The 26083-nt window shown below is 35.0% G+C and carries 20 protein-coding genes, 1 pseudogene and 1 riboswitch; of the genes and pseudogenes, 11 read left to right on the plus strand and 10 right to left on the minus strand.

What is annotated here, in order from left to right; all coding sequences use genetic code 11:
- Nucleotides 1–42: 42 nt before the first annotated feature.
- Both VPHSUH08_RS02250 and VPHSUH08_RS02255 read right to left on the minus strand, forming a co-directional pair.
- A complete protein-coding gene (locus tag VPHSUH08_RS02250; protein WP_004696277.1) occupies nt 43–537 on the minus strand; it encodes a YajQ family cyclic di-GMP-binding protein in 495 nt (164 codons plus the stop codon).
- Between the two features lie 414 nt (nt 538–951).
- The gene (locus VPHSUH08_RS02255) at nt 952–2547 is read right to left on the minus strand and encodes a WG repeat-containing protein (RefSeq protein ID WP_105086618.1); all 1596 of its coding nucleotides are present in this window, start codon (nt 2545–2547) and stop codon (nt 952–954) included.
- Between the two features lie 226 nt (nt 2548–2773).
- Between VPHSUH08_RS02255 and VPHSUH08_RS02260 the strand changes: the two genes are divergently transcribed.
- The 3 genes from VPHSUH08_RS02260 (at nt 2774) to VPHSUH08_RS02270 (ending at nt 6489) form a co-directional block, all read left to right on the plus strand.
- Nucleotides 2774–3748, plus strand: a complete 975-nt coding sequence (locus VPHSUH08_RS02260; RefSeq protein WP_105086619.1) for an RluA family pseudouridine synthase — start codon at nt 2774–2776, stop codon at nt 3746–3748.
- A gap of 251 nt (nt 3749–3999) precedes the next feature.
- Nucleotides 4000–4929: a class II fructose-1,6-bisphosphate aldolase gene (gene fba, locus VPHSUH08_RS02265; protein WP_105086620.1), complete on the plus strand. Its 930-nt coding sequence runs from the start codon at nt 4000–4002 to the stop codon at nt 4927–4929.
- A gap of 3 nt (nt 4930–4932) precedes the next feature.
- Entirely contained in the window at nt 4933–6489 is a 1557-nt protein-coding gene (locus tag VPHSUH08_RS02270) for a polysaccharide biosynthesis protein (protein ID WP_105086621.1), read from the plus strand.
- 96 nt (nt 6490–6585) lie between these two features.
- Here the strand turns inward: VPHSUH08_RS02270 and VPHSUH08_RS02275 are convergent, their stop codons facing one another.
- Nucleotides 6586–7629: an AEC family transporter gene (locus tag VPHSUH08_RS02275; protein ID WP_105086622.1), complete on the minus strand. Its 1044-nt coding sequence runs from the start codon at nt 7627–7629 to the stop codon at nt 6586–6588.
- A 221-nt stretch (nt 7630–7850) separates the two neighbouring features.
- On the opposite strand from VPHSUH08_RS02275, the gene VPHSUH08_RS02280 reads away from it, so the two are divergent.
- Nucleotides 7851–8591 (plus strand): gamma-glutamyl-gamma-aminobutyrate hydrolase family protein, encoded by a 741-nt coding sequence (locus VPHSUH08_RS02280; protein WP_105086623.1) that lies wholly within the window; start codon nt 7851–7853, stop codon nt 8589–8591.
- A gap of 15 nt (nt 8592–8606) precedes the next feature.
- Nucleotides 8607–9914 (plus strand): APC family permease, encoded by a 1308-nt coding sequence (locus VPHSUH08_RS02285; RefSeq protein WP_105086624.1) that lies wholly within the window; start codon nt 8607–8609, stop codon nt 9912–9914.
- Nucleotides 9915–10064: 150 nt separating this feature from the next.
- On the opposite strand, the gene VPHSUH08_RS02290 is transcribed toward VPHSUH08_RS02285, so the two are convergent.
- From VPHSUH08_RS02290 to VPHSUH08_RS09580, 3 genes are read right to left on the minus strand one after another with little or no spacing between them, the layout of a single operon-like run.
- Nucleotides 10065–10904, minus strand: coding sequence for a hypothetical protein (locus VPHSUH08_RS02290; RefSeq protein ID WP_105086625.1), 840 nt, complete (start codon nt 10902–10904; stop codon nt 10065–10067).
- A gap of 1 nt (nt 10905) precedes the next feature.
- The gene (locus VPHSUH08_RS09575; protein ID WP_233189856.1) at nt 10906–11772 is read right to left on the minus strand and encodes a hypothetical protein; all 867 of its coding nucleotides are present in this window, start codon (nt 11770–11772) and stop codon (nt 10906–10908) included.
- Complete coding sequence (locus VPHSUH08_RS09580) at nt 11703–12248, minus strand: hypothetical protein (RefSeq protein WP_233189858.1); 546 nt, start codon at nt 12246–12248, stop codon at nt 11703–11705. Before VPHSUH08_RS09580 ends, VPHSUH08_RS09575 begins: the two co-directional genes overlap by 70 nt.
- Before the next feature lie 124 nt (nt 12249–12372).
- Between VPHSUH08_RS09580 and VPHSUH08_RS02300 the strand changes: the two genes are divergently transcribed.
- Nucleotides 12373–13032, plus strand: a complete 660-nt coding sequence (locus tag VPHSUH08_RS02300; RefSeq protein ID WP_105086626.1) for an HAD family hydrolase — start codon at nt 12373–12375, stop codon at nt 13030–13032.
- A 200-nt stretch (nt 13033–13232) separates the two neighbouring features.
- Here the strand turns inward: VPHSUH08_RS02300 and VPHSUH08_RS02305 are convergent, their stop codons facing one another.
- The gene (locus tag VPHSUH08_RS02305) at nt 13233–13829 is read right to left on the minus strand and encodes a hypothetical protein (protein ID WP_105086627.1); all 597 of its coding nucleotides are present in this window, start codon (nt 13827–13829) and stop codon (nt 13233–13235) included.
- A 252-nt stretch (nt 13830–14081) separates the two neighbouring features.
- On the opposite strand from VPHSUH08_RS02305, the gene VPHSUH08_RS09635 reads away from it, so the two are divergent.
- On the plus strand, nt 14082–14132 hold the full coding sequence (locus VPHSUH08_RS09635; protein WP_353511575.1) for a hypothetical protein: 51 nt from the start codon (nt 14082–14084) through the stop codon (nt 14130–14132).
- Between the two features lie 273 nt (nt 14133–14405).
- Nucleotides 14406–14493, plus strand: a riboswitch (ZMP/ZTP riboswitch).
- Nucleotides 14494–14582: 89 nt separating this feature from the next.
- Nucleotides 14583–15794, plus strand: a pseudogene (locus VPHSUH08_RS02310) (OFA family MFS transporter).
- Nucleotides 15795–16066: 272 nt separating this feature from the next.
- Here the strand turns inward: VPHSUH08_RS02310 and VPHSUH08_RS02315 are convergent.
- A complete protein-coding gene (locus VPHSUH08_RS02315; RefSeq protein ID WP_105086628.1) occupies nt 16067–19405 on the minus strand; it encodes an ATP-binding protein in 3339 nt (1112 codons plus the stop codon).
- Nucleotides 19406–19653: 248 nt separating this feature from the next.
- Entirely contained in the window at nt 19654–21105 is a 1452-nt protein-coding gene (locus VPHSUH08_RS02320; RefSeq protein ID WP_158251054.1) for a reverse transcriptase domain-containing protein, read from the minus strand.
- Nucleotides 21106–22172: 1067 nt separating this feature from the next.
- On the opposite strand from VPHSUH08_RS02320, the gene VPHSUH08_RS09585 reads away from it, so the two are divergent.
- Entirely contained in the window at nt 22173–22418 is a 246-nt protein-coding gene (locus tag VPHSUH08_RS09585; RefSeq protein WP_233189868.1) for a hypothetical protein, read from the plus strand.
- Nucleotides 22419–22751: 333 nt separating this feature from the next.
- Here VPHSUH08_RS09585 and VPHSUH08_RS02330 read toward each other — a convergent pair whose 3' ends face one another.
- Nucleotides 22752–23384: a hypothetical protein gene (locus VPHSUH08_RS02330; protein ID WP_105086630.1), complete on the minus strand. Its 633-nt coding sequence runs from the start codon at nt 23382–23384 to the stop codon at nt 22752–22754.
- A 686-nt stretch (nt 23385–24070) separates the two neighbouring features.
- Here VPHSUH08_RS02330 and VPHSUH08_RS09590 point away from each other — a divergent pair.
- Together VPHSUH08_RS09590 and VPHSUH08_RS02335 are read left to right on the plus strand one after the other, a co-directional pair.
- Nucleotides 24071–24340, plus strand: coding sequence for a hypothetical protein (locus VPHSUH08_RS09590; RefSeq protein ID WP_233189860.1), 270 nt, complete (start codon nt 24071–24073; stop codon nt 24338–24340).
- Between the two features lie 297 nt (nt 24341–24637).
- Nucleotides 24638–26029 carry a DUF2075 domain-containing protein gene (locus VPHSUH08_RS02335; RefSeq protein WP_233189862.1) on the plus strand — a complete coding sequence of 464 codons (1392 nt, stop codon included), beginning with the start codon at nt 24638–24640 and terminating at the stop codon, nt 26027–26029.
- Nucleotides 26030–26083 lie beyond the last annotated feature (54 nt).

A 26083-nucleotide genomic window follows, 5' to 3' on the forward strand; every position in this document is an offset into this window, starting at 1 on the left:
ATTCAAACAAGTCTAACTAACCTACCCTATGGACATATAATATTAAGAACGGAAGTTAACAAATTGCAATTCTACAGGGATATCCAATTGTTTTAACATTTGGATTACTGCTTGCAAATCATCTTTATCTTTACCAGATACGCGCACTTGATCCTCTTGGATAGATGCTTGTACCTTAATTTTCATGTTTTTAATTGCTTTTACTACTTCTTTAGCATTTTCTTTAGTAATGCCTTTTTTAATAGTAATGATTTGGCGAACTGTTGCACCTGCTGCTGGTTCAACTTTGCCGTAATCAAGATTTTTAATCGCTACGTTACGTTTAACCATCTTGCCTTTTAATACATCGATAATGGCATTCAATTTGTATTCATCATCACCGATGATTTTAATAGTGTCACCTTCAAGACTAATTTCCGCTTTAGAACCACGGAAATCATAACGCGTACCAATTTCTTTTTTTGCTTGGTTTACAGCATTATCTACTTCCTGCATATCCACTTCAGACACAACGTCAAAGGAACAATCTTTAGCCATTTTATACCTCCTACACCTGAACCTATTGGGCATAAGGTTCATAGCATTACTTTCATCATCCTCATATTCCAAGTGAAAGTGTAAAACTACACCAAATCGGAATACATCTCTATAATTATACCTTAAAATATGCTTATTTTCTAGGTAAATCGATTTTCTTAATTATAATTGTTAGCTATGTATTAATGAAGCTTTTATAAGTATAGTGAAAGTTCTCTAATACGGTTATGCAACGCAATACACAAGACAAATAATATAAAAAACTAGCAACATACATAATATATGTACATTGCTAGTTCTATATAACGCTATTCTGTTGTATTTAGTTTATAGCTAAGAACTATAACTAAACAATACTAATTAAGCCAAAACTAAAGACAATACAAATTCAAAGGAATTCTACAACCAATTATATTATAAAACGTTTACCGCATCATATGTAGGTTGTACAAGCCATTCGCCTTTGGAGTTCATAATTCCCCATTTGCCTTTAGACTTAACAGAACTAAAACCATGGTTAAAGGACTTAGCGTCTTCAATAAGTTTGTTTGTATCTCTAAATAAAATATGACCATTATTATCTATGATTGTATAGCCCTCTTTACCAGTATGAACCCATGTTACAGTATCGTTGTTGAACGGTTCAATAGTTGCTTCTGTTTGAGCAGAATACAAGGATTTACCACTATTCATATCGATAAGATTTTTAACATGATCTTTCACAACTACTAAACGATCAGTCCCTGCAAAGGAAATAGAATCATATTTGAAGGTTACTACTTGCTTACCTGTTGATACATCAAAAATGCCCCATTTCTCAGTCTTATTGTCTCTTAACGCTAATAGACCATTTAATTTATCCATTTCACCTGCATCGTAATCGCCTGGTTGAATAACAACTTCACCTTTACGGTTCACAAAGTATAAGTTACCAGCATCTTTGATTACCGTACCATAAGCTGTGATAGGCCATACTTTATCTTTTTTGCTGTCAATAACAATATTACCAGAGCGATCGATATAGCCACGTTTTGCACCATCATAGGCAAAACCACCTACGTGATAATGTTGACCACCTAAAAGCGCACCTCCAAGGATACCGCCCACGATGAAGCCACCTACAAGACCACCTAAGTTAAACCCACTTACGGAGCGACGATATTCAGCAAGACCATTGCGGAATGCATATACTTCTTTAGAAGGAGCATTAAATAATTCTTTACCAGTACCATCAATAGCTACGATTTTACCTTTAGCATTCTTAACAAAAGCACGGTCTTCGCTAAATCCAGTCACGATTTGACGGAATTGTGGAGCAATCACTACTTTGTTGTCAGTAGTCTTAAAGCCGTATTTTCCTTTTTCTTTAAACTCTACATAGGAATCGCTTGGATACTCTTGAGTTGCTTCTTGTTTTACACGTTCTTTTAAAGCTTCCTCTTCAGAGATTTCTACACCCTTAGGGGTAACCCAAGTGTCTGTTTTCTTATCTACTTGAGCTAACACATTGCCCGTTTTATAATCAACATCTTTAATTTCTTTATATTTAGGCTCAATAGCAACGGTACCATCTGGACGGATAACACCCCATTTACCACCTTGTTTCATAGCTGCCAATACACCATGTTCAAGCACTTCGTCATTTTTGAAAGTAGTGCCTTTGCCAGATTTTAAAGATTTAGGAGCATTGCGATAAGGGTTTAATGCGCTCGCCACATCAGCTGCGATATAGCCAGAAAGTGCACTACGTTCTTCAAGTTTTTGAGGAGTCATTACGCCTACACTAGCTTTAGTGCTTTTAGTGGAGCTAGAGCTCTCTGTACGAACAGTAGAAGTTGATGTAGTCGTTGTATGTTCCTCACGAGTTACACGTGTACTAGTAGATGTTGGTGTGTCTTGGTTTGTTACCGTTGTACTACTAGTAGATGTTGTAGTAGATGCCGCAAAAGTTGTTGTAGACATAGCCGCTAACACACATGCGACTAATACAGAGTTCTTGTTAATATTCATAAACCTCTCCTTTTATAGAATAAGCTATAACCATACAGTCGTTAACATACATATATAGTTCATAAAATATACTGTTATAACTAAACACACAGTTTTACAGTAAAAAAAGTTCACACATAAATAATGTATAAAATTTAATAATTCAAATTATACTATATGGACCTTCATAAAAACAACGAATTATGAAAAATTCTTCATTTATATTTTATTTGTTATAATAATACGTATGAAAACAGCAACAATAATCGACTTAATTGTAGATTCTGATTTACACACACAATCTATAAATCATATTATAAAACAACAGCATATCTCCCAGCGCATGAGACGACGTTTACGAAGTGATGGTATCATAACAATTGATGGTAAACCTGCTACCTGGAATACGCTCATTCACGGTGGTGATCATCTCATTATGAAGTTAACACCAGAGCAAGAGTTTAGTTTAAGCCCTATGGAACTAGATATCATATATGAGGACGAATATATTTTAGTCATTAATAAAGCGGCTGGTATTCTTATGCACCCTACTTCTATCGTCCGAGATCATACGCTGGCAAATGGTGTACTTCATTACTACCAAGAAACAAATCAGCATTATGATTTCCATCCTGTACACCGATTAGATAAGGATACCTCAGGTATTGTCATCATTGCTAAAACATCGGTGGTCCAACATGCTTTTGATAAAAAACACACCCATTTTTACAAAATCTACGACGCCATTGTAGAAGGGCATCTCCCTTCTATGCCTATAAGCATTAACTGGCCTATAGGTCGTAAACCAGGCAGTATCATTGAGCGCTGTTGTACAGTCCAAGGAAAGCCGGCTCGCACGGATATAACTATTATTAGTAAAAATACAAGCAAAATCAGTAGTGGTAAGATTAATTCTGATGATGTAATTACGATGAATAATAATAGTAATGTATGTTCAACTAACAGCTCGCTTACATCTTATAATCAGTTTACCCATGTACGGTGCTTATTGCACACAGGACGCACCCATCAGATTCGAGTTCATTTATCTCAACTAGGGTATCCACTAGCTGGTGATGACTTATACGGTGGTCATCTAGAATCTATTCAACGTCAAGCACTGCATGCATCGCGCATAAGCTTTTATCATCCCATAACAAATGAATGGCTCGAACTGCATGCAGAAATGCCAGAAGATATGAACGTATTGCTAAACGATTGAGCTGATATAATACCCTAAATAAATGCTCCTACACAGAAATAACCCACATGGGTCACAAAACAAGACGAAATTTATGCATAAGTTATACAAAAAATATTGGCCCTTTATAGTGTTTCTTGATATACTTAACTTGAATTGATATATGATTGCAATAACACTAGTTTTTTTATCTAGCTCATATGCGCTAGAAATACTAGCAGTCACAGTATTAATAACATGATATGACAGGCTCTAGAGCCAAGGAGGACAACATGCCATTAGTTACTACTACAGAAATGTTCAAAAAAGCCTATGAAGGCGGCTATGCTGTTGGCGCTTTCAATGTAAACAACATGGAAATCGTACAAGGTATCGTAGATGCAGCGAAAGAGGAACAATCCCCTCTTATCTTGCAAGTATCTGCAGGTGCTCGTAAATATGCTAAACATATTTACCTTGTTAAACTCGTAGAAGCAGCTCTTGAAGACAGCAACTTACCAATCGCTCTTCACCTTGATCACGGCGATTCCTTTGAAATCTGTAAAGACTGTGTAGATGGTGGCTTCACATCCGTTATGATCGACGCATCTCACTATGATTTCGATGAAAACGTAAAAATCACTAAACAAGTTGTTGAATATGCTCACGCTCATGGCATTGTAGTAGAAGCAGAATTAGGCCGTTTGGCTGGTGTTGAAGATGATGTAAACGTATCCGATGCAGATGCTCGCTTTACAGACCCAGAACAAGCTGCTGAATTCGTACACCTAACTGGCGTAGACTCCTTAGCAATCGCTATTGGCACTAGCCATGGTGCTTACAAATTCAAAGGCGACCCTTACCTCGACTTCAATCGTTTGAAAAAAGTTGGCGAATTATTGCCTAACTTCCCTATCGTATTGCATGGGGCATCCTCCGTATTGCCTGAATTCGTAGCAAAATGTAATGAATTCGGTGGCAACATTCCTGGTGCTCAAGGAGTTCCTGAAGAAATGCTTCGCAAAGCAGCTCAAATGGCGGTTTGCAAAATCAACATCGATACAGACCTTCGTCTTGCTATGACCGCATCTGTACGTGAATACTTGGCTCAAAACCCATCCGAATTTGACCCTCGTAAATACTTAGGACCTGCTCGTGATGCTATTAAAGGCATGGTAGCTCACAAAATTAAAAATGTATTGGGTTCTTCCAACAAACTATAATCAATGGCTAGTGGATTTTTAAAAGGAACCTTAATTTTAACCATTGCCGGTTTCGTAGTAAAAGCCATCGGTAGTATCAACTGGATTCTTTTATCCCGCATCTTGGGCGGTGAAGGAATCGGCATCTACCAGATGGCCTTTCCTATCTATTTGTTACTATTGCAAATTTCGAGCGCAGGTGTGCCGATTGCCATCTCTATTTTGACGGCAGAACGATTAGCCTTACACGACTTTAGTGGTGCTAAGAGAGTATTCAATATTTCTTTTACAATGTTGACTATTACAGGTTTTATCGCCAGTCTTGCCATGTACTTTGGTGCAGATTGGTTAATCTCTAGTGGTCTCATTGCTGAAAGCCGTGCCTACTACTCTATCATCGCGCTCGCTCCGGCAGTATTCTTTGTAACATGGATTTCCTGTTTCCGCGGGTATATCCAAGGCTATGAAATGATGACGCCTACAGCGATTAGCCAAATTGTAGAACAATTGCTACGGGTTATCGTTATGCTTGGTGCTGCTGCTATTTTATTACCTTACGGCTTACCGGCCGCGGCAGGTGGAGCTAGCTTAGGTGCTGGCGTAGGTGCCTTTGGTGCCTTCCTAGTGCTCTTGTACTACTACTATAAATTACCTAAGGCAAGTAGTACTGGTGAAAGCTACGATGGGCCTCGTGAATCAGCTAAAGAAATTTTGTCACGACTCTTAACCTTGTCCATTCCAATTTCCTTAGCAAGTATCATGTTACCGTTGACGGCGAATCTCGACTTACTTATCGTACCACGTCGCTTATTAGATGCTGGGTTCCCAATGAACGAAGTAACAGAACTCTTCGGTTACCTTACTGGGATGGCGGTACCGCTCATCAACTTGGCTACCATCATTACCGCAGCCCTTGCGACAAGCATTGTACCAGCTATCTCTCATGCCTTTGCAAAACGCGATCATCAAGGTATATATGATCGCACTGCTGGCTCTATGCGTTTAACATTTATGGCAACCGTACCATTTACAGTGCTATTATATGTACTTGCTGCCCCAACTGTTACACTGATTTACAATGCGCCTAAGGCAGAACTAGCAACGCAAATCACGGCATTCTCTATATTCTTCCTAGGTGTACATCAAGTAACAACAGGTATTCTACAAGGTCTCAACAGACCACGTATTCCAGTCATAAATATGGGGATTTCCCTCATAATCAAGGTCATCCTTAACTGGACACTGACTGCTATTCCTTGGCTTGGCATCGGCGGTGCCGCTTGGGCAACCGTTGCTGATATTGGCTTTGCCGCATTACTTAACTTGATTTATATCAAAAAATACACAGGCTACTTCCTTGATATTTCCCTGCTTTGGAAAAACGTGGTCAGTGCCGGTGTTATGGGTATACTTATTTTCATGAGTTACCATTACTTAATAGACATCCTACCAATGTGGGCTAACTTTATACTCACAGGTATTGAAGGATTACTACTATACGTAATTATCATGGTTCTTTTAAAAGGCCTTAATAAAAACGATGGTGCTAGCATGCCACTCGTTGGTAGATTCTTTAGATAAGCTGTATATACTTACATAAAAATAGGTTCCTAATAGTCACCTATATGACCATTAGGAACCTATTTTTTATTTACTTATTTTAATCTTTTCCTTATTTTAAACTTGTATACCTATCATTATTAAAATTTCCATTATGATTGGAATTACTACAACAAATAATATGGTACTAATCATAACTAGACCTGTAGCAAATGGCAAATCAGCTTTTGATTCATTAGCTACAATTGGCAATACTGCAATGACAGGTCCTGCTGATTGTACAACAAAGGTAATGATTGCAATCGGTTCTAGAACTATGCCTGCTCCATATTGTAAGACCGTAATCAAACAGAACATGATAATCGGGGAAATGACAAATCGTCCTACAATCCCACCGATGGAGTCTTTATTTAAACGCATGCTTTTTAAGCCCGCATCATGAAGTACAATACCTATATAAATCAAGGATAGTGGGGTTACCATGTCACCTAAGTAATTCAAGGTAGTATGCAAAATTGGAAGTAAAGGAATTTCAAAGAATAAGAAGATTAACGCCACAAAAAAACCTATCAATGGTGGTGGTAATAACTTCTTCCAATCAAATTTAGGTTTCTTGCTTTTACCTTCAGTAGATTCTGAACTATTATTTATACTATCAATCTTATGGGAACCATTATTAAAATCTACTTCAGAATTTGGTAGTGGATCTAGTTCTATAAGGAATACCCCTACCATCCATACGGAAATAGTGTTACCGATGTAATATAACAGGAAATACGGCAGCGCATCTTGCCCAAAGAGTGCAATTTGCACTGGTAACCCAATAAATAAGCAGTTATCATTTACTACCATATTGATAAAAATACCACGTCGTCCTTTAGGAACTTTCAGCATTTTCATCATAATGAAAGCTACGATATATGCAATAACATATGTTAGGACAACCACTAACATGCCATATCGTAAATTCCAAATATCTGAAGTATGTAAGTGATGCAATACAGATACAAATACTCCAGCTGGTAATGCAACCGACATGATAAATCGCGATAAATTACCACTAAAGGTGGGATTAAACATGCCCCGCCCTTTTAATATATATCCTAACAAAATAAGTAGCACAATAGGTATGATACTTTGCAAAGATGTTAGAAAAACCATAGTAAACCTCCCGTACAGTTCATTCGTAGTTTATCATATCATGTTTCGCAATAAACTTATACAACTATATCTGGAAAGAAAATATAGTAAAATGTATCAACTTTAACATATTTTCTCTATTATAAGTCTTATAATTATATCTATTAGTAGTGTTTTTATCCATAAAAATCTGATACACTAACATCAGGTTGTACAGATTTTTACACATATGAGGTGATATTATGACGAAACCATTTATTGGCATATCTGGCAATATCTTACGAGATAATGGTGGTCCTTACGTAGATTTATTGCGTTCTTACGTAAACCAAGACTATCCTCGTTCTATTGAGGAGACTGGTGGCATTCCTGTTATAATTCCATTTACCCAAAATCTTGATGTAGCTCGCGAAACGGTAGCAAAACTTGACGGCTTGTTATTATCCGGCGGTCATGATGTATACCCTCTTCACTATGGAGAAGAACCTCTGCAAGGTCTTGGCGATGTATTTCCGGAGCGCGATCAATTTGACTTTGCCTTAATCAAAGCAGCAGAAGAAAAGCAAATTCCCATCTTTTGTATCTGTCGTGGCTTACAAATCTTAAATGTATATCGTGGTGGTTCTTTATTCCAAGATTTAAAATATGATCAAAACTGTACAATAAAACACTCTCAGAATCAAACACCTTCTCTTGGTACCCATACTGTAGAAATTGATTCCAAATCAAAACTAGCTAGTGCTATAGGTTACAATACTTGGATTACGAATTCCCATCATCACCAAACAGTTAAAAACGTCGGTAAAGGATTACAAGTTGTAGCAAGAGCTAAGGATGGTACTGTAGAAGGTTTAGAGGACCCATCCTATCCTTGGTTAGTCGCCTGTCAATTCCACCCAGAAATGATGTCTACAAGTGATGAAAACGCAAAACGCTTATTTACTGCATTCGTAAAAGCAGTTCGAGAAAATATAACTAAATAGTAGGAAGATTATATCATGAAAGAAACAGGAAAATTTGACTTTTGGAGTATTGTACTCCTTGGCATCAATGGTATTGTAGGGACAGGTATTTTCCTACTACCAAACAAAGCATATTCTATAATTGGTTCCGCTAGCTTAGGCGTCCTGTTATTTGACGCCATTATCGCAGGTTGTATCGCCCTTTGCTTTGCAGAGGCAGCCAGCCTATTTACACGTAATGGAGGTCCTTATCTATATGCAAAACATGCATTAGGTGATTTCTGGGCCTTTGAAGTGGGCGTTCTAAAATGGATCGTAACCGTTATTGCCTGGGCGGCTATGGCCGTTGGCTTTGCTACAGCATTAGGTGCTGCAGTACCAGCTTTAAGTGGTGATTTTGCAAAGGATGTCATTTCATTTATCTTAATTGTAGGCCTTACGGTTGTAAATATATTTGGTGTTAATGTATCAAAATTCGTTAATAACTTAATTACTATCTCTAAGTTAGTTCCGCTTACCCTATTCATTGCAATTGGTATCTTCTTTATTAATGGTGCTAACTTTACGCCTGTATTCCCACAAGATACCTATGTAGATGGATCATTTGCACAAGCAGCAGTACTTCTATTCTTTGCGTATACAGGGTTTGAAGTTATTGCCATTGCTGCAGAGGATATGAAAAATCCTAAAAAGAATTTACCACGTGCTATTATCATGTGTATGCTTCTCGTATCCGTTCTGTATATGGCAATCCTTGCCGTATCTATTGGTGTACTCGGTACTGACTTGGCAAATACCAAGGCTCCAGTACAAGATGCATTCAACGTAATTGTTGGACCTATTGGTATGTATATCGTATTAATAGGCACATTGATCTCTATGGGTGGTATCAACTTTGCTGAAGCTTACTATGCGCCTCGTGTGGCAACATCCATGGCGGAAGATGGTATGCTACCAAGTGCTTTAGCAAAACGTAATCGTTACAATGCACCATATGTAGCAGCTATCGTTACTGCCATTGCCAGTGTATTACTTGCCTGGTCTGGTTCCTTTACAACACTAGCAGCCATTAGTGCGGTATCTCGTTTTACACAATACCTACCAACTTGTTTGGCTGTTATTATCTTCCGTCGTAAATGGGCAGACAAAGCTCGTTCCTACACAATCCCTGGTGGCTACTTAATCCCAGTCATCGCTATCGGCACATCCCTATGGATGCTTGCCCAAGCTCAAACTAACCAATTATTATGGGGTCTAGGCGGCTGTATCATAATCTTGCCATTCTACTACTCCTACTGGAAAAAGAAAAAAGCTGGTCTCATTAAAGACCATGATGAAATGTAAATAATACAAAAAACTACCAGTTATTCATAATATCTAGTGGCTTATCCTTCTATAGTAGAAGGTCTGTTTAAAAGATATATGTTTAATTGGTAGTTTTTGTTTTATCTATTAATCCTAATTAGATTAGATATATCAAATGAGTAGTATCAACTAATATAGATCCTCTTCAATAATAGTTTCCTTCGTTAAGTCCTCTTCGATATAACCAACCTCATCAGTCGCTTCATCTTCATCGCGTGTATCGATATAGATACTGATAAGTGCTAGTGCACCTTCTTCATTGAGGGTAGCAATAGCACTCATAGGGCCGTAGGTTAAGATTAATCCATCTTCTTCATCTCGAATGATATGAGGCACCGCATCAAAGTGTTGGTTCATTAATTGATCAAAGTAATCCTCTACATCAAGACCGCTTTCAAGAGTAATAGATTCTGCATCGCCCTTTTGAAATACAACGCGCGTATCTTCATCGATATATTGATAAAAATCGTCTACATCTACATTTGCAGTTTCAAGCCACATGCTGAGTGCTGTAATCCAATCTTTCACAGTCGTTGGCGAAGTCGTGAAAGCATATTCGCTTTCATCAGAACTAAAGCGGAGATCATCATACTCAATGCTATAGTTTTCTTGACTAGAAACGATACGGTCTACAAGGCCTTCATTATTTACGTCTACAAAAATCATGTACACATAGTTATCGCCACTTTCATAAGAAACCGTTAAACCATGACGCCCTTCATGGAATAACGCATCCTCTTCATATATATCGGTAATATGCATCACCTTGCAGGTAACAGGCACATTATCTGCCTTAATAGACTCAGTCATAGAGGATAAAAACTCAACAGTTTCATTGCGGTTTCGCCCAATAATACCACGACCTGTAGACATGTACTCACAATCTTCACTTAACATATGTTCAATACCATGAATATCTGCGGATTCGAGAATAGATTTTATCAATAAAAGAGCTTGTATTTCAGTCATTCTACTTCTCCAAATCTTTTTTAACTATATCTTCAATATTAGCAAGATCAACATTGCCCTTGAATTTCTCAGGAATAGTAACTAACTTAACATCAGTTATCATATTACGAAGTTGTTCTTTAGTATAAGACATATTTCTATTATAACTCAATATACTAGTTAAAGCTGTCGTTCCGTCCTGAATATAAAATACCATTATACCCTCTTTATTAGCTTTCTCTTGTTCCACTAAAATACCTGGTACACCATCATTCCATACAATGCGTTTAGCAAAGTAAATATAATCCTCAGGCGATTTAACCGAATTAATAATCACCTCATCCAGAAAGCTACTAAGCTCAATCGAATCTGCGCTACTTGCCTTATCTATCGTTTCTACATAGACAGTGTGAGTTATACCAGAAGAGCTTTTATAAGACAAACCATTTTGAACATCTCTTACAGAACCAATAACTTTTGCATCATTAAGAATACGGTAGATAAAATTTTCACCCTCTTTTTTCGTTGTATGAGAATATGCATCGCTATCTGTTAGTGGTTTTATAGATGGTAGCACGTAATTAACAAGTATGGGACTGATTACCTGTCCCATATTCTGTTTGGCCTCAGTCAAACCTACATGATATCGAATCGTCGAATTATTAGCCAAAGCAAAGTTCAAATTGGAACAAAACTGAGCTTTATTATTTTTCTTAATTTTACCATATAAAGAATCCCAGTAACTATCCGTTAACCCTGCATACAAAAAACTTGCACCATGGATATCTTCGGGTTTATAAGAAAGTGCTCCAAACTCTTTTATGTTTGTTGGTCGTTCATAATCTTTACGTAAATCCTCTCCCGTAATCGAATCAAATGGCTTTCCCATGTAGTCAGAGCTTGCCAATTCTGTTTATTTTCAACAATTAAGCCTATCGTCATATCATGTGAGAAAAGTTCATACGCTGTATATTTATCAGTTATATTATTTTTCTGCACTTTATAATAACTTATATAGGGTACAAGGAAACGAATTCCCTTTCCACTATGATCAATAATCTCTGTTTGTCCCTCATATATATTAAGAGGCCCTACATAGCTTTCTCGGATAACTGTTTCAGCCTCTTTTTCAGATAGACCGTTATCTATATATAGTTGCTTAGTTTCATCATACAGCTTATTCTTTTGAAAGTCTCTCAAGGCTCTCTCTTGTATATTTCTAATTGAGGAATCATGATGTATATAACTTTCATAAGCATTTGCAGAAATTCTATTATCCGCACCAGGAATATTAACATCAACAGCCCCTACTAAAGTAGTAATTAAGCTAATATATATTGAAAGTGCAATTGTTTTATGAATCATATACCTCTCCAGTTTTAAAGCTCTCAACTATAGTATATTAATTGTAACATAGTCTAATTTTTTATGAAAATTTTCTCAGTCTGTCATATAATAGAATAGTTAATAATTACATTTGGAGGTCCCTATGAAATATACAACCATCGTTTTTGATTGCGACGGCACATTACTTGATACGGCTACAGATTTAGCGAATGCTGTAAATCATGTACTACGTACACATAACTTCCCTGAAAAATCTCTAGCAGAGGTAAAAGCAGCACTCGGTAATGCAGTAACCTATTTGATGCGTCAATGTTTACCAAGTACAGTAGCTGATCATGAATTAGAGCCATACATTGAGGAGTTCAAAGCTTACTATGGTGAGCATTTAAAAGACACAACAGCTCCCTACCCAGGCATCCTAGATATGCTTGATGAATTGCGTGAGCAAGGTTATAAATTAGCCATCGTATCCAACAAAATCCAAGAAGGTGTAACACCGCTCAATAAAGAGTACTTTGGCGATCGTTTACCTGTTGCCATCGGTGAAAGACCAGGATTACAACGTAAACCTGCTCCAGACATGGTGTTACAAGCCTTGAAGGAATTAAACTCTCCCCCAGAAGAGTCTATCTATGTAGGTGACTCTGAAGTTGACGTAGCTACTGCAGAAAACTCCGGTCTACTTTGCATTGGTGTTACATGGGGCTTTAGAGAAGAATCTCTCCATCAAGAACTAGGCGTAATACATATTGCACGCAAAGCAGAAGATATTGTAAGCATTGTTGGAAACTTAAATAAATAATAATTTCCTTTAGGTAAAAGCATATTATAATAGTTTGAAAACTATATAAAATCTTGCACAACAAAAGAGGTTCCTGATGGGCACAAGTTGACTCATAGGAACCTCTTTTTAATTTACTTTTACTATACCCGTTCAGCTAAATATTACAGACTGACTAAAAACATTAAAATAAACAAATATGGGAATCTGATCAAAACACCTTATTTATAACTAAACTGCGCATCCATAATCATCTGGCGCAACTGCTCAATGTGAACACCTTTTGGTAGCTTGTCTCTATAAAACTGCAACTTATAATAGTAACGAGTGTCTTCATAATCAGTAACAAGTACCATATCCGTCCTATTATGTAATGGCCAGCCATACATAAATTCAGCTAGTAAACTGCGCACACCATCATTATCAACCTCTGTTACATCATATTTAATAGGCAATACCATCTTTACAGTAGGTTCAGGAATCGTCCTATCTTTAACAATTTTTTCAATCTCTTTATCTAAAGAGATACTTGTATTATCGATAGATCTAGCCTTCACATGCATAAAGACACCATCAGAGGATCTAAAGGCTCTGCCATCTATATCTTTAGTTTCCCCTTTAGTCTCCACAGAGTCCTTCAATACACGGAACTGATACGGTCCATAAAACTTGGTTGCTGTAATAGCATCTAATTCTTCATCATATTGGCCATTATGTACATTCGTAACATGTATGATAGGTCTTATATCCACTGCTTGTGAAAGCATTGGTGCTACAAAACATAAACCTAAAGTCAATAGCATAATATAACGTTTCATATGAGTTTCCCTCTCCCTAAAAACTATTATCTTATTTGCATTGTAACATAATTTATCTATCCTATAATAATAATTACAAAGCGAAAAAGGTTCCTATTGGTCACCTAGGTGACTATTAGGAACCTCTAATCTATTTACTTTTATTATCCACAACACTATATTGAACTTGAGGCCTCTAAATGGGTCCAGCCTTTGCTAATCTTCTAGAGATTGGCGGTGATCAATATGAGTACATTCAAAGTGTTATCATTAATGATTTCCTTTGGCATACTTGTGGCGACCATTATCATGGCAGCTAAATGAATTGACATCTAGCAAAAGTTAGCTTTTCACAGAATTAGGCTATGAAAAAAGGCCCGACTGTGAAGTCAGACCGTTTCTTCAACATTAAATTCTAGAAGCGAAGTCAGGCGACCAAACCATTTATGCCTCACTTTGATATAAATTATATCATATCTAAACAAGGAAAGAAATCCAAAGATTTCTTTCCTTGTTTTCAATTATAAATCATCATAATGCATACGATAGTGACTTAGATCACCGACAAGATGTCCTTTCAATTGCTATATTTGTAATATATTCCTACTGGGCTGACGGATACGTAGAATTGACTACATGCACAGTAGCACACATCGTGTGATAGCCGACCGTCTGGGCAAGCTTTTGTTCAGATGGTCTTTTTTATTGCCTTCTCGTAACAAATGCTTCTTTATCTATATCTGAGTATCTCACCTATATGAAAGGAGTTTTCTTATGAGAAATCGTTGGTTTATTGCATTAGCAGCCATTGGTTTGCACATATCCATTGGTAGCGTATATGCATGGAGTGTACTCACACGTCCTATTATGGCAGATATGGGTTTTACTTTATCGCAAACAACATGGACATTCTCATTAGCTATTTTAATGCTCGGACTATCTGCGGGCTTTCTTGGATCCTTTGCAGAAAAAATTGGACCTAAGAAAAGTGGCCTTCTTGCCATGTTATTCTGGGTAACTGGATTATTCGGTACGGCCTATGCACTTAGTGTCCACAATCTCACCTTACTCTATCTCTTCTATGGTATCATCGGTGGTATCGGATTAGGTATTGGTTATATAACACCAGTTTCTACACTGGTAAAATACTTTCCAAATCGTCCGGGATTTGCAACAGGATTAGCCATTATGGGTTTTGGATTTGCTTCACTCATTGCAGGTCCACTTATGCAATTCCTCGTTGCTCAATTTGGATTAGTAAATAACTTCATTATCCTCGGTGTAATCTATCTAGTGATTATGGGCGCCTCTTCGCTCTATTTGAAAGCACCTCAACTAAAACAACCAACTCAAACTACGAAAGATAAATCCACTATGTACGTTCACAACCATGGCATGCTAGCCAATGATGCTATTAAAACTTGGCAATTTGGTGCCCTTTGGTGGGTATTCTTTATTAATATTACCTGTGGTATAGGCCTACTATCCTTAGCGTCCCCTATGGCACAAGAAGCCATTGGTATGACACCTGCAGCAGCTGCATCACTGGTTGGTATCATCGGTATTTTCAATGGTGGGGGGCGTATTGCATGGTCTACTATCTCCGATTACCTTGGGTGAGCACAAACTTACATACTATTCTTTATTATAGAAATCATCGCATTCTATTTACTCGCCCAAACCAATAGTGCCCTAACATTCCAAATCTTAATCCTTCTCATTATCACATGCTATGGTGGTGGATTTTCTTGTATGCCAGCATATCTTGCGGACCTCTATGGTATACGTCAACTATCGACTATTCATGGCCGTATTCTAACTGCTTGGGGATTGGCGGGCATCGTGGGTCCTATGCTCGTGTCATACTTTCACGAAGCAGGATATGGCTATACTACAGCTCTAAAGTGCTTCGCTCTTCTATTTGTATTAAATACAATTATTGCTATAGTCCTAAAAATATACGGAAAACAAGAGTTACAAAACTAATAACTCCATTTAAACATGAAGAAACGGCCTGACATGATGTCAGACCGTTTTTTCAATTATAAATACTAGAAGCGAAGTCTGGCAACCGAACCATTTATGCCTCACTTGGGTATAAATTATATCATATCTGGACAAGGAAAGGAGACTAAGGATTTCTTTCCTTGTTTTGTTTTATGGACCTTTATTGTATATATAAATTCTTTATAGAAACATCTATAGTAACCTATACCTTATAATCTAGCAATCTACTATAGTCGTTACAATTTATTAACTTAGAAATCCTTTAGTGTATAAATAGGCAAATATCTTTGTGCGAATGCAAGGTTTTTATTGAGTTCTGCCCATTTCACTGCATCACCAATAACATAGATATACTCCCTTGCTCTTGTAAAGGCTACATTTACATTATTGGCGTTAACCCATTTAATAGCTCCATTAGCAGAGTCATCGCTTTGACAGCCTAACATATAAATAACGACTTTAGCTTCTTTACCTTGGAAGGTATGAACCGTACCGATATTATCATCTAACCAGTCTTTCTTATTATCCTCTTTAGTCCAATTCACAATATCATTACTAAGGGATTCCATATACTTTTTAAACCCATATGCAACACTAGTAAATGGTGTAATGATAAAAATATCTTTAAACTCCACATTTCTTGCTCGTAGCTTTTGAATCAATTCAAAAGCAATTTGACCTTGTAATTGTATATATCGATCTTTACCCATAGTAGATTCAATATTACTTGTATCATATGTTATCCAACAGCTCTCTTTGCATGGCTCAATAGACTCTTTAGGCTCCATGGTCTTATTAATCATAAAGCCACCATAAGATAACTCATTAGCTACTGTAAACATAGGATTCTTACAGCGTCTATGAATAACGAGCGGGCAACCGACCCAAGATTCGGAACCATCAAGATTTTTGATAATGCCTGCAAATGGATTTTGTGCATCAGCTAAGCTTTGTACAGATAGCTCTTTACTCCGATATTTACCAATACCTTCGCCACCAATTTTTTCTACAAACAAATCCTGTACAGTTTGTACAGGTTCAATCTGTTTAGGATCACCAACTACTACGGCCTTCTGCGCACGGAACAATGCCCCTACAAGCATATGAGGTGACGCCTGCCCTGCCTCATCAATAATAATGGTACCTAACGAGCTTTCAGATTTACAATTAATCAAAAATCTCTCCACAGCAGCAAAGGTGGAGGAAATAACTGGTACTGCAATCATCAAGGAATTAAGTAATGCAGGGAATATGGCATCAAGGTCAAAATTTTTCTGTAAATTTTTCCTATCATTTAATGAGCCCCAATACTGACTAAGTAATTGCATATTTTTTCTGAAAGCATCACTCATAACAACAGTCTTTTGTACTTGTAAGGCATCGTATAACAAACGTTCTCTACATTCATTTAAGTAGTTACACACATATAAGAACGCTGTATGGGCCTCTGCTCGGTCCTCATCAGGTGACATTAACTTTGATGCTATATCATCAAAACAATGTATCGTGTCTTTATTATCAGTTTTTAATATACCTAAAATATCTTGCTGTGTATGTTCTGCATTTTGGACAGTACCATCAAGTTCTTTAATATCAGATAATAGACCATCTTTCGTATTGATTATAAATTCACGCTCATTAACCAATTTGTGTAATGCATCTAATTCACTTTTAACATTTTGAAGTTTTGTAGTCTCGTCTTCAATAACTGATAACAATGCAGCATTACTCATGGCTTCTAAAATAGACCAGTTAGTAGCACTCCAAATCTTATCAATAATAGAACGTTTGCTGTTCAACTCTATTAATTTAGACTCAATACTATTTTTACGCTCTATCAACTTCAACAAATTATCATCTAAATCATCATACTTACTTAATTGTTCATTGATTACAAGAGCTTCCTCTTTTAATTTATCGATTTTAACCTTTAATTCTTGAATCAAATGAATATTCTCTTCATAGGCTGTTACATAAGTAAATAATGCTTTTACAAGATTATGTTGAGCCTGAAACTGTTTCTTGGCACTTTCAAAAGCATCTTGAGCACTAGGCATACGCATAATAGAGGACATATCTGAGGATAATACATCTAATACTGGCATAAATGTGTTTATATTAGACTTCTTACCAAGTCTCGCAGAAATTAAGCCCCATTGTTCATTACTCTCTGCTAAACGATCTGCTAAAAAGGTAAAATATACCTCATTAGATTTAACAAATTGATACTTCTTATCCTTAGCAAAATAAGATAAATCAACCTGTTGATTAGAGGAATCTGGATGAAATAATGTAGACCCATCAGTCCCCTCTTCCACAGAGGAAATATTTGGCAATTCTAATGTAATATTTTCAACGGCCTTATTATTTGATGAAAGCACCAGCATGCCATATAATGCAATATCACTAGGTATATCATAGTAAAAAGAGATCCCATCTCGGCCCACAACCTTTTTGAAGATATCATTTACATGATTACTTTCACAAAACTTAGCAGCACGTTCAACAATATTACTAGCAATGATATCCTTCAATAACGTAGTTTTTCCTGTACCAGGAGGCCCATTAACAGAAAAGACGTCTTTAGGATTCTCCTTAGCAATATTAACAGCAATTTGCTGCATAAAGGATAAGTTAAACTTTGAAGGCCATCTACCATATGGTAATACCTTCGGATTATACCATTTACGCATCTGCTTAGTATCTTTCAACAAATCATAATGCTCAATATCCTGATTAAGACTATTGATATAAGACAATACCTTATTATTATCCTTTAATGTATCGATGCGCTGTAAGACCAACTGTAAATCATCAAGGAAAAAGCTAGATTTTAAAACATTTACAGGCATTGTATCAGCTTTAACAAGCTGAATCTCCTCGACCGTAAAGCCACAATAGCCATAAACATCGCCAGCACGGAACATGGTAACGCCCATAGGCTCCAAGATATGCTTTTGTATATACACATTGATCACATGTGCAGCCTCATCAAGGGATATCTTTTCTTCAGGAAGATTAAAACCATCCTCAATTTCTTTAACAACTTCATCCCAGCCATCTAACTTAATATCTTTAAACTCCACATCAGGCTGAAACATCATTTGATAAATCACCCAAATAAAAGGAGCAATTTGTAGACTGCCCTCTTTATAGTATCCATCTGCATCAACGATAAATGATGCACTATACACATTCCCTAAATATGGTTTTTCAGGATATTCAATTTCTAATTTATCAATGAAAGCCTCTAATATTTCAGTCCCTTTAACTACACATAACAGAACAGCATGTTCATCATCTAAAACATATTCCTTTTCATCCTTAAAATATTTAATCTCATCAATAATAGAGTAATTATAAGGATCATTTGGTAACGGTACTACATACGTAGAAACACGTGAATTAGGTCTTTTCCAATAAGATTTTATTACAGACTGTTGATAAATAGTAATTATATCATTTTCACTTTTAAATATGAGCTCTTTAATATACTTCTTAGGAATTGCTTTATACTTTGGAACTTCTTTCGGTTGTAAACACTCAAGTGAATACCAATACTTTATAATTTGCTTTGCAGTATCTTTCATCTATATCTACCCTCTCATTAGACTAATGAAATTATTATAAAGGTAAAATAAAGAGATTTCATGAAAAACAAAAAGGTTCCTAATTGTCACCTAGATGGCTATTAGGAACCTTTTATCTATTTATTTTTGCTATAATACCAATACATTAAACTCAAGCTCTATAACTTACCCCAAACTTTACTAATAAATTTAAAGAAAACACTAATCGATATGACTATATACAAAATACTGTAATTAATGATTTCCTATTAAATATTGCTAGTGTCATTTTTATATTTTTTATTCAAAAACTTTCTCAAATAATTAGCTGATTTTTTAGTAACAAGAGAAATATTTTCATCTTGGGAAAAAACTTTTTGAGCATTATTTATATAATCATGAAAATTGCCATTCTTATTTTTAATTAATTGTATATGTTTTTTGTGCTTAGAGTTTTTATATTTTTTCCTATACCATTTTGTCCCTTTATACGTGAATCTATTAAATACTTTATATAAAGGTATTATCTTTTTATGCTTAGAATCAATTGTATCTATAGCTCTATTCTGCCGTGAGATCGCATGAACCGATGTAGCCATTTTACTAAAATATCGAGACAATGTTTTACCTCGTACGGATACATTATGTCCATCAAAAGAAAACCCTAAATAGTTAATCAAACAGCTCTTATGATTATCTAAATTACTTTCTTTACTATATTTATTTGTAATATTTTCAATTTTATCGCTGCTTACTTTAAAAATTTGCCTTTTTTCATCTTTAAAGGTTAGTCCATGAACAGCGTCAACACAAGCCTTAAGTTCAGATAATATCTCCTCAATACTACAAGAAGAAGACGGAAATATAAAAATAAAATCATCACTATAACGTTGGTAAAATCCACCATTACCACTAGCTAAAATAGACAGTCTTTCATCAAATTTTATCATATAAATATTAGATAACACTGCACTAATAGGAGTCCCCTGTGCAACCCCCTTATCACCTTTATCAGAATGAATTTCTACCTTATTCTTACCTAAACAATTAATATTAAGAATTCGTCCCCGATTAAAAGTTTTCTTATTAACCAAACGGCGAGATTTTTTATTATCTTTTAATTTATGCCATTTTATAATATCTACTAATTCAACATATGATGCTCTTGTTACATTTTTGAAAACAGCAAATTCATCAGGATCTAATCTTTTCTTATCTAAAACTATTTTTAGATTATTCTTTAAATATTCATGATCTAAATTATCAAAAAAATCTGTAAAATCACCAATAATGACATATAATTCTTCATCCTCTTGTTGTAAATTACGTATAAACGAAAATGCTTTATTAGCAAAATCGATATTATTCTGCTTCAAATTATTTCTATAAGCTACTACAACTTCATTTAGATGTTTATTATCTAGATATTGGTTATAATACTCGTTAAATAAATAAGCATAATATCTATAAATCCAACTATCAATATGTGAAGCATAATATATATGTCTCTTTTTATCAAAATTTATTGAGGCTTTTCCCTTCTCTCTTTTCCATTTAGGTTTTGATATTTCAAAATGAATTAATGGGTAAAACCCATGTGTCTTAACATTACAAGGATTTATAATATAATTTTTTACTGTATTATAAGAAACCCATAAGTCAAAATGATTATATTTTCTATCTAAAATAGATACCCTATTTTCCCATTCTTGAAAATCCATAAAAAGTCTCCAAAAATTGCAAAACCCGTAAACAAGCCTTAGTGGCATAGCTAAAGTTTACGGGTTAACAGTTTACACCATATGTATTTTTATTACATAATCGTCCACTAAAATCAATAACAATGTTTGATATAATTAAGGAGACACTAAAGATGATACTTCAGCAGCAACTTAATGACACTTTAATAATATCAGGTGTCGTTACCTGTGTATTACTATTAATAGCATATGCTTATTATGTAAATCACAAGTACGGCAAACGAAATATATTATTTCGCTTGACATCATTAACAATGCTCCGTTAAGGCCTAGTATATAAATACATCCTTACGTATCACTATTATAACCCAATCTTATAAAAAAATATATAAGATATTAATCTTATTTTATTAGCAATGCTAAACGGATTAAATATACCTATGAAAATGATAAACAAATCTAAACACTAACAATAATATTTATAATCCATAGTTGCCTTACCTTATTATTTATAAATATTGTCTATATATTTTACAACCGGTGAATTGTAAAATTATATTGCGACAAATAAAAAGACTCATATTCGAGATTTCGTGTAAAATGTAAATAACCACAAATACATGACACGGAGGTCTCTAATATGAGCTATATACATCTTACCATAGAAAAACGAAGTCAAATAGAAATTTAAAAAAAAGAAAGGTACTCTGTTCGTAAAATTTCTAATTTAATTGGTGTCCACCATTCTACTGTAGCAAGCGAATTAAATCGCATTAAAGGCGGATACTCTGCAATTAAAGCACAGTAGGTAACAAATAGTAGGTCTGCTAATAAAGGAAGACCAATAAAGTTAACACCTCAATTAGCGGCTTTAATTGAATTTAGATTACAACAAACTTGGTCTCCTGAAGAATTGGTTGTTGCTGGATTAGTTGGCGTTCTAAGCTTTAAGACAATATATTCTTGGATCCATCGTGGTTTTTTTACTGTAACGGAAAAAGTACTTCGCCGGAAAGAAAAAAGCCCAATACACAAGAAAACCGTGGACGATTCAATGTTAAAAAACCATTAAAGAGCGACCTCAAGAAATTGAAGACCAGGAGGTTTTTGGTCATGGAGATCTAGATACAATGGTTTCTTCCAGAGGAAAAAGTAAAGGCTGTTTAGCTACATTTGTTGAACGTAAGACTCGATTCTATGTAGCAATAAAAATGGATGATCGAACTAAGGATTCTATATTTTTAGCTATTAGTTCGCTATACAACACATTAACAAGTAAATTACTTAAAACCTTTACAGTGGACCGTGGTAAAGAATTTGCGTGCTATGAATAAGTTGAAGCCTAGTTCGGGATACCGATATATTTTGCCGATGCTTACGCAGCATGGCAACGTGGACCTAATGAAAATAGTAATGGTTTACCTCGAAATATTTTCCTAAGAAAACCGATTTAGCTAAAGTAACACTAGATAAACTAACAGAAGCACTAATGTTGATTAATAATCGACCTAAGAATTGCCTTGGTTTAAAACACCATCTTATATGTTAAAACATGAGATTAGAAAATTGATTTAATTTTGTCGCATTACTTATTGCAATTCAAGTTATAATAAACAAAATCTATGACAAATCATCCTTCTATCAATAACTAATACTAGTTATCAAAATTAAAATTTACTACTCAAAAAAGAAAACTCTATTAATGTTTTCATAAATGATACCCCATTCACAATAATAAGTTTCCACCAAATAAAATAATGTATTTGACCATTAGTTAAGGTATTATCACTTAAACATAATAAAATCCACAGTGTATAGGCAATTAATATAGTAGAAATCCATAAGTGTTTATACCCACTAGAAAACAGTTTAATTTTAAATAGCATATTCTTTACAAGCTGTTGGTTATGATTCATTGGTAAATCAGACTTAAATACAAATTTACTAAAAATATTTTTTTCAAAATTAATACAAATTAATGATATCGCTGTCGTAATCGAAAATACTGTTAAAGATGCTATCAATAAGTCTTTATGATTATTATTTAATATTGGATATGTTACATTAATATTCGCCCACAATTCTATACTAATTAATAATGCACCAGGAATAATAAAAGCTAAAATCAATATTTCTTCTAGCCAACAACTAATTATGTATAAGAATTTTTTATTTTCAATATTAGAAATCTTCTCATATTGACACTTATAATAAGCATTATATATAAATTTAGAAAATAGTATTGATATAAAAATATAATATATATAGCTTACATAGTCAATATAGTCAATAATATTCATCTTGATTATACTCCATATATAAATATTGATAATATAAATTTACAACAATAATAATTTATGCCTTTACTTAAATCTAAACGATAATTATATAAAACTTTAATACACCACATTTCATTAAGCCTCCCCGCTTATGTCTAGCATATCCAACAGTAGTATCAAACGACCAATGATTATTAAGGGCCTTATTTTTATCCAATTTATAAAAAATTCTGTAGCACTTACTCTCATCTACTTTAAATTCACCCCTTAAACTACAATCCGGTGTAATAAATTTAAAGTTGTATTTACGAATATATCTGACCTTGAAGATGATATCTATCTGTCTATCATACAAGGCCCTATTCAGCTTGAAAACGAGCTTCTAACGAAAGACATAACGATTTACTTCGTTGCTTTATTCCGAAAGTAAAACGAATAAAAAGTATCTCAAAACATACACTACGCCGAACTCTTCACGGGTGTAACAACTTACCACGTAAGATATTACAAAACACTACAAGAAGTCTTTTTAGAAGTAGTTAATAAAATAGTGAATTTAAATACTGTTCAATTTCATATTGCAATTTAAGTTTTATTTTATCTATTAAATACTCCTCAACTTTCTTTTTTACCTAATCATAATGTTATAATAATATTATTCAACACATTTCATGAATTTTCCTTCATTTTTATATTAAGGTTAGAAAATGATTATCTACTCTTCCACAAAACAATCTTTCATCCAAGATTTCGAACAAGGTGTCTTGGTCAAAAAATTACATCAAACATTAACAGAGAAATATCGTCGCGTAGGCGAATCTGAGATTCATTCATGGCAGACTTCATTATCTTATATGGCTAATGTCATGCGTGATATAGCAATACCGGACTTAGCCGGTATTGCCATTGAATATATCGTTCCAAACACCCAAAAGCGTGTCGATTTTATTATTACCGGCCTTGATCAAAATAATTAAGAACATGTTATTATTGTCGAATTAAAACAATGGGGCGAAGCTTTCAAAGTAGAAGATAAGGATAATATTGTATCTACCTATCTCGGTGGTGGTCTTCGTGAGGTCACGCACCCATCCTACCAAGCCTGGTCCTACTGTAGCCTCATTGAAAACTTCAATGAAGATGTACAGACGAGACCTATTGAGTTACATCCATGTGCATTTTTACATAACTTTGATGAAAGCATCTCAACCGAGCTACGAAATCCAATCTATAGTGCTATATTAGACATATCCCCTATGTTTACATTAGGCCAGATGAATAACTTACGTAACTTTATCAAGACCTATATCCCAAAACCTGACACAACAAATATCATGGAATCTATCGAGCATGGTAAGCTCAGACCATCTAAAGCGCTTCAGGATTCGATTCTAAGTATGTTGAAGGGCAATAAAGAATTTGTTCTTATTGATGACCAAAAGGTTGAGTTCGAACGTATAAAAAAAGCTGCCCTAGATGCTATTAAGAATAATCAAAAAACGGTATATATAGTTCGTGGCGGTCCCGGTACTGGTAAAAGTGTTGTAGCAATAAACTTATTAGCTGAATGTATCCATAACGGCTATATGGCACAATATGTTACATCTAATGCAGCACCACGAAATGTATATAGTACCATGTTACAAAAAGGATTTAAGAAAACAGAGATTAAAGCATTATTCCAAGGTAGTGGCACATTCCATACACGTTCTAAAAATGCACTTCAAATTGCAATTGTTGATGAAGCACATAGATTACGTGAAAAATCTGGAATGTACCAAAATGAAGGGGAAGACCAAATCAAAGAAATTATTAATGCCTCCCTCTTTAGTGTCTTCTTTATTGATCGAAATCAACGTGTTACTTTTAAAGATGCAGGTACTATCGATAAAATATTAAAGTTTAGTACTGAGCAAAAGGCTCTTGTTTATGAGGGCGCACTAGAATCCCAGTTCCGTTGTAATGGCTCTGACGGCTATTTAGCTTGGTTAGACAACGTTCTTCAAATTGCAGAAACAGCAAACTATGATGGTTTTGAAGGTGATTATGACTTTAGGATTTTTGATGATCCTAACGCTATGTATGCTGCTATAAAAGCAAAAAATGAGATAAACAATAAGTCTCGAGTTTTAGCAGGCTATTGTTGGGATTGGCCTAAGGAAGGTCGAACGACTTCTCTTGTAAAAGATATCCAAATACCGGAACATAATTTTGGAATCAGCTGGAACTTAGGAAATTCCACCACATATGCAATAGATCCAGACTCTATTAATGAAGCGGGCTGTATTCATACCACTCAAGGCCTTGAGTTTGAGTATGTAGGAGTTATTATCGGTGACGATTTACGTTATGAAAATGGCAAACTCATCGTAGATATTAATAAACGTGCTAAAACAGATCAGTCTATCAAAGGTATCAAAAAACTTTTAAAAGAAAATCCTGAGGAGGGACATCGTATTGCAAATGAAATTGTAAAAAATACATACCGTACATTAATGACACGTGGTCAAAAAGGTTGCTACATCTACTGTACAAATAAAGAGTTAGCCAATTACTTTAAATTAGCCTATAATCATCAATTAAGCTATACTTACAACGAACCTCAAGTTGCTCTAGCAGAACAACCACTAGCGGCCGATAAAACAAATTCTAATACAACAAAATAGGGTCTTAAAGAATTGATATTGTAAAATGAGCCTGTAGCACTATAATAGTATAGT

This window comes from Veillonella sp. S13054-11 (assembly GCF_002959795.1).
Taxonomy (GTDB): domain Bacteria; phylum Bacillota; class Negativicutes; order Veillonellales; family Veillonellaceae; genus Veillonella; species Veillonella parvula_E.

What these genes read in the sequence shown, in the direction of transcription:
- VPHSUH08_RS02285 (WP_105086624.1), top strand. Translation starts at nt 8,607, where the DNA reads ATGAAAGAAACAGGAAAATTTGACTTTTGGAGTATTGTACTCCTTGGC.
- VPHSUH08_RS02290 (WP_105086625.1), bottom strand. Translation starts at nt 10,904, where the DNA reads ATGACTGAAATACAAGCTCTTTTATTGATAAAATCTATTCTCGAATCC.
- VPHSUH08_RS02250 (WP_004696277.1), bottom strand. Translation starts at nt 537, where the DNA reads ATGGCTAAAGATTGTTCCTTTGACGTTGTGTCTGAAGTGGATATGCAG.
- VPHSUH08_RS02260 (WP_105086619.1), top strand. Translation starts at nt 2,774, where the DNA reads ATGAAAACAGCAACAATAATCGACTTAATTGTAGATTCTGATTTACAC.
- VPHSUH08_RS09590 (WP_233189860.1), top strand. Translation starts at nt 24,071, where the DNA reads ATGATTATCTACTCTTCCACAAAACAATCTTTCATCCAAGATTTCGAA.
- VPHSUH08_RS02300 (WP_105086626.1), top strand. Translation starts at nt 12,373, where the DNA reads ATGAAATATACAACCATCGTTTTTGATTGCGACGGCACATTACTTGAT.
- VPHSUH08_RS02320 (WP_158251054.1), bottom strand. Translation starts at nt 21,105, where the DNA reads ATGGATTTTCAAGAATGGGAAAATAGGGTATCTATTTTAGATAGAAAA.
- VPHSUH08_RS09575 (WP_233189856.1), bottom strand. Translation starts at nt 11,772, where the DNA reads ATGGGAAAGCCATTTGATTCGATTACGGGAGAGGATTTACGTAAAGAT.
- fba (WP_105086620.1), top strand. Translation starts at nt 4,000, where the DNA reads ATGCCATTAGTTACTACTACAGAAATGTTCAAAAAAGCCTATGAAGGC.
- VPHSUH08_RS02315 (WP_105086628.1), bottom strand. Translation starts at nt 19,405, where the DNA reads ATGAAAGATACTGCAAAGCAAATTATAAAGTATTGGTATTCACTTGAG.
- VPHSUH08_RS02330 (WP_105086630.1), bottom strand. Translation starts at nt 23,384, where the DNA reads ATGAATATTATTGACTATATTGACTATGTAAGCTATATATATTATATT.
- VPHSUH08_RS02255 (WP_105086618.1), bottom strand. Translation starts at nt 2,547, where the DNA reads ATGAATATTAACAAGAACTCTGTATTAGTCGCATGTGTGTTAGCGGCT.
- VPHSUH08_RS02270 (WP_105086621.1), top strand. Translation starts at nt 4,933, where the DNA reads ATGGCTAGTGGATTTTTAAAAGGAACCTTAATTTTAACCATTGCCGGT.
- VPHSUH08_RS02335 (WP_233189862.1), top strand. Translation starts at nt 24,638, where the DNA reads ATGAATAACTTACGTAACTTTATCAAGACCTATATCCCAAAACCTGAC.
- VPHSUH08_RS02305 (WP_105086627.1), bottom strand. Translation starts at nt 13,829, where the DNA reads ATGAAACGTTATATTATGCTATTGACTTTAGGTTTATGTTTTGTAGCA.
- VPHSUH08_RS02280 (WP_105086623.1), top strand. Translation starts at nt 7,851, where the DNA reads ATGACGAAACCATTTATTGGCATATCTGGCAATATCTTACGAGATAAT.
- VPHSUH08_RS09580 (WP_233189858.1), bottom strand. Translation starts at nt 12,248, where the DNA reads ATGATTCATAAAACAATTGCACTTTCAATATATATTAGCTTAATTACT.
- VPHSUH08_RS02275 (WP_105086622.1), bottom strand. Translation starts at nt 7,629, where the DNA reads ATGGTTTTTCTAACATCTTTGCAAAGTATCATACCTATTGTGCTACTT.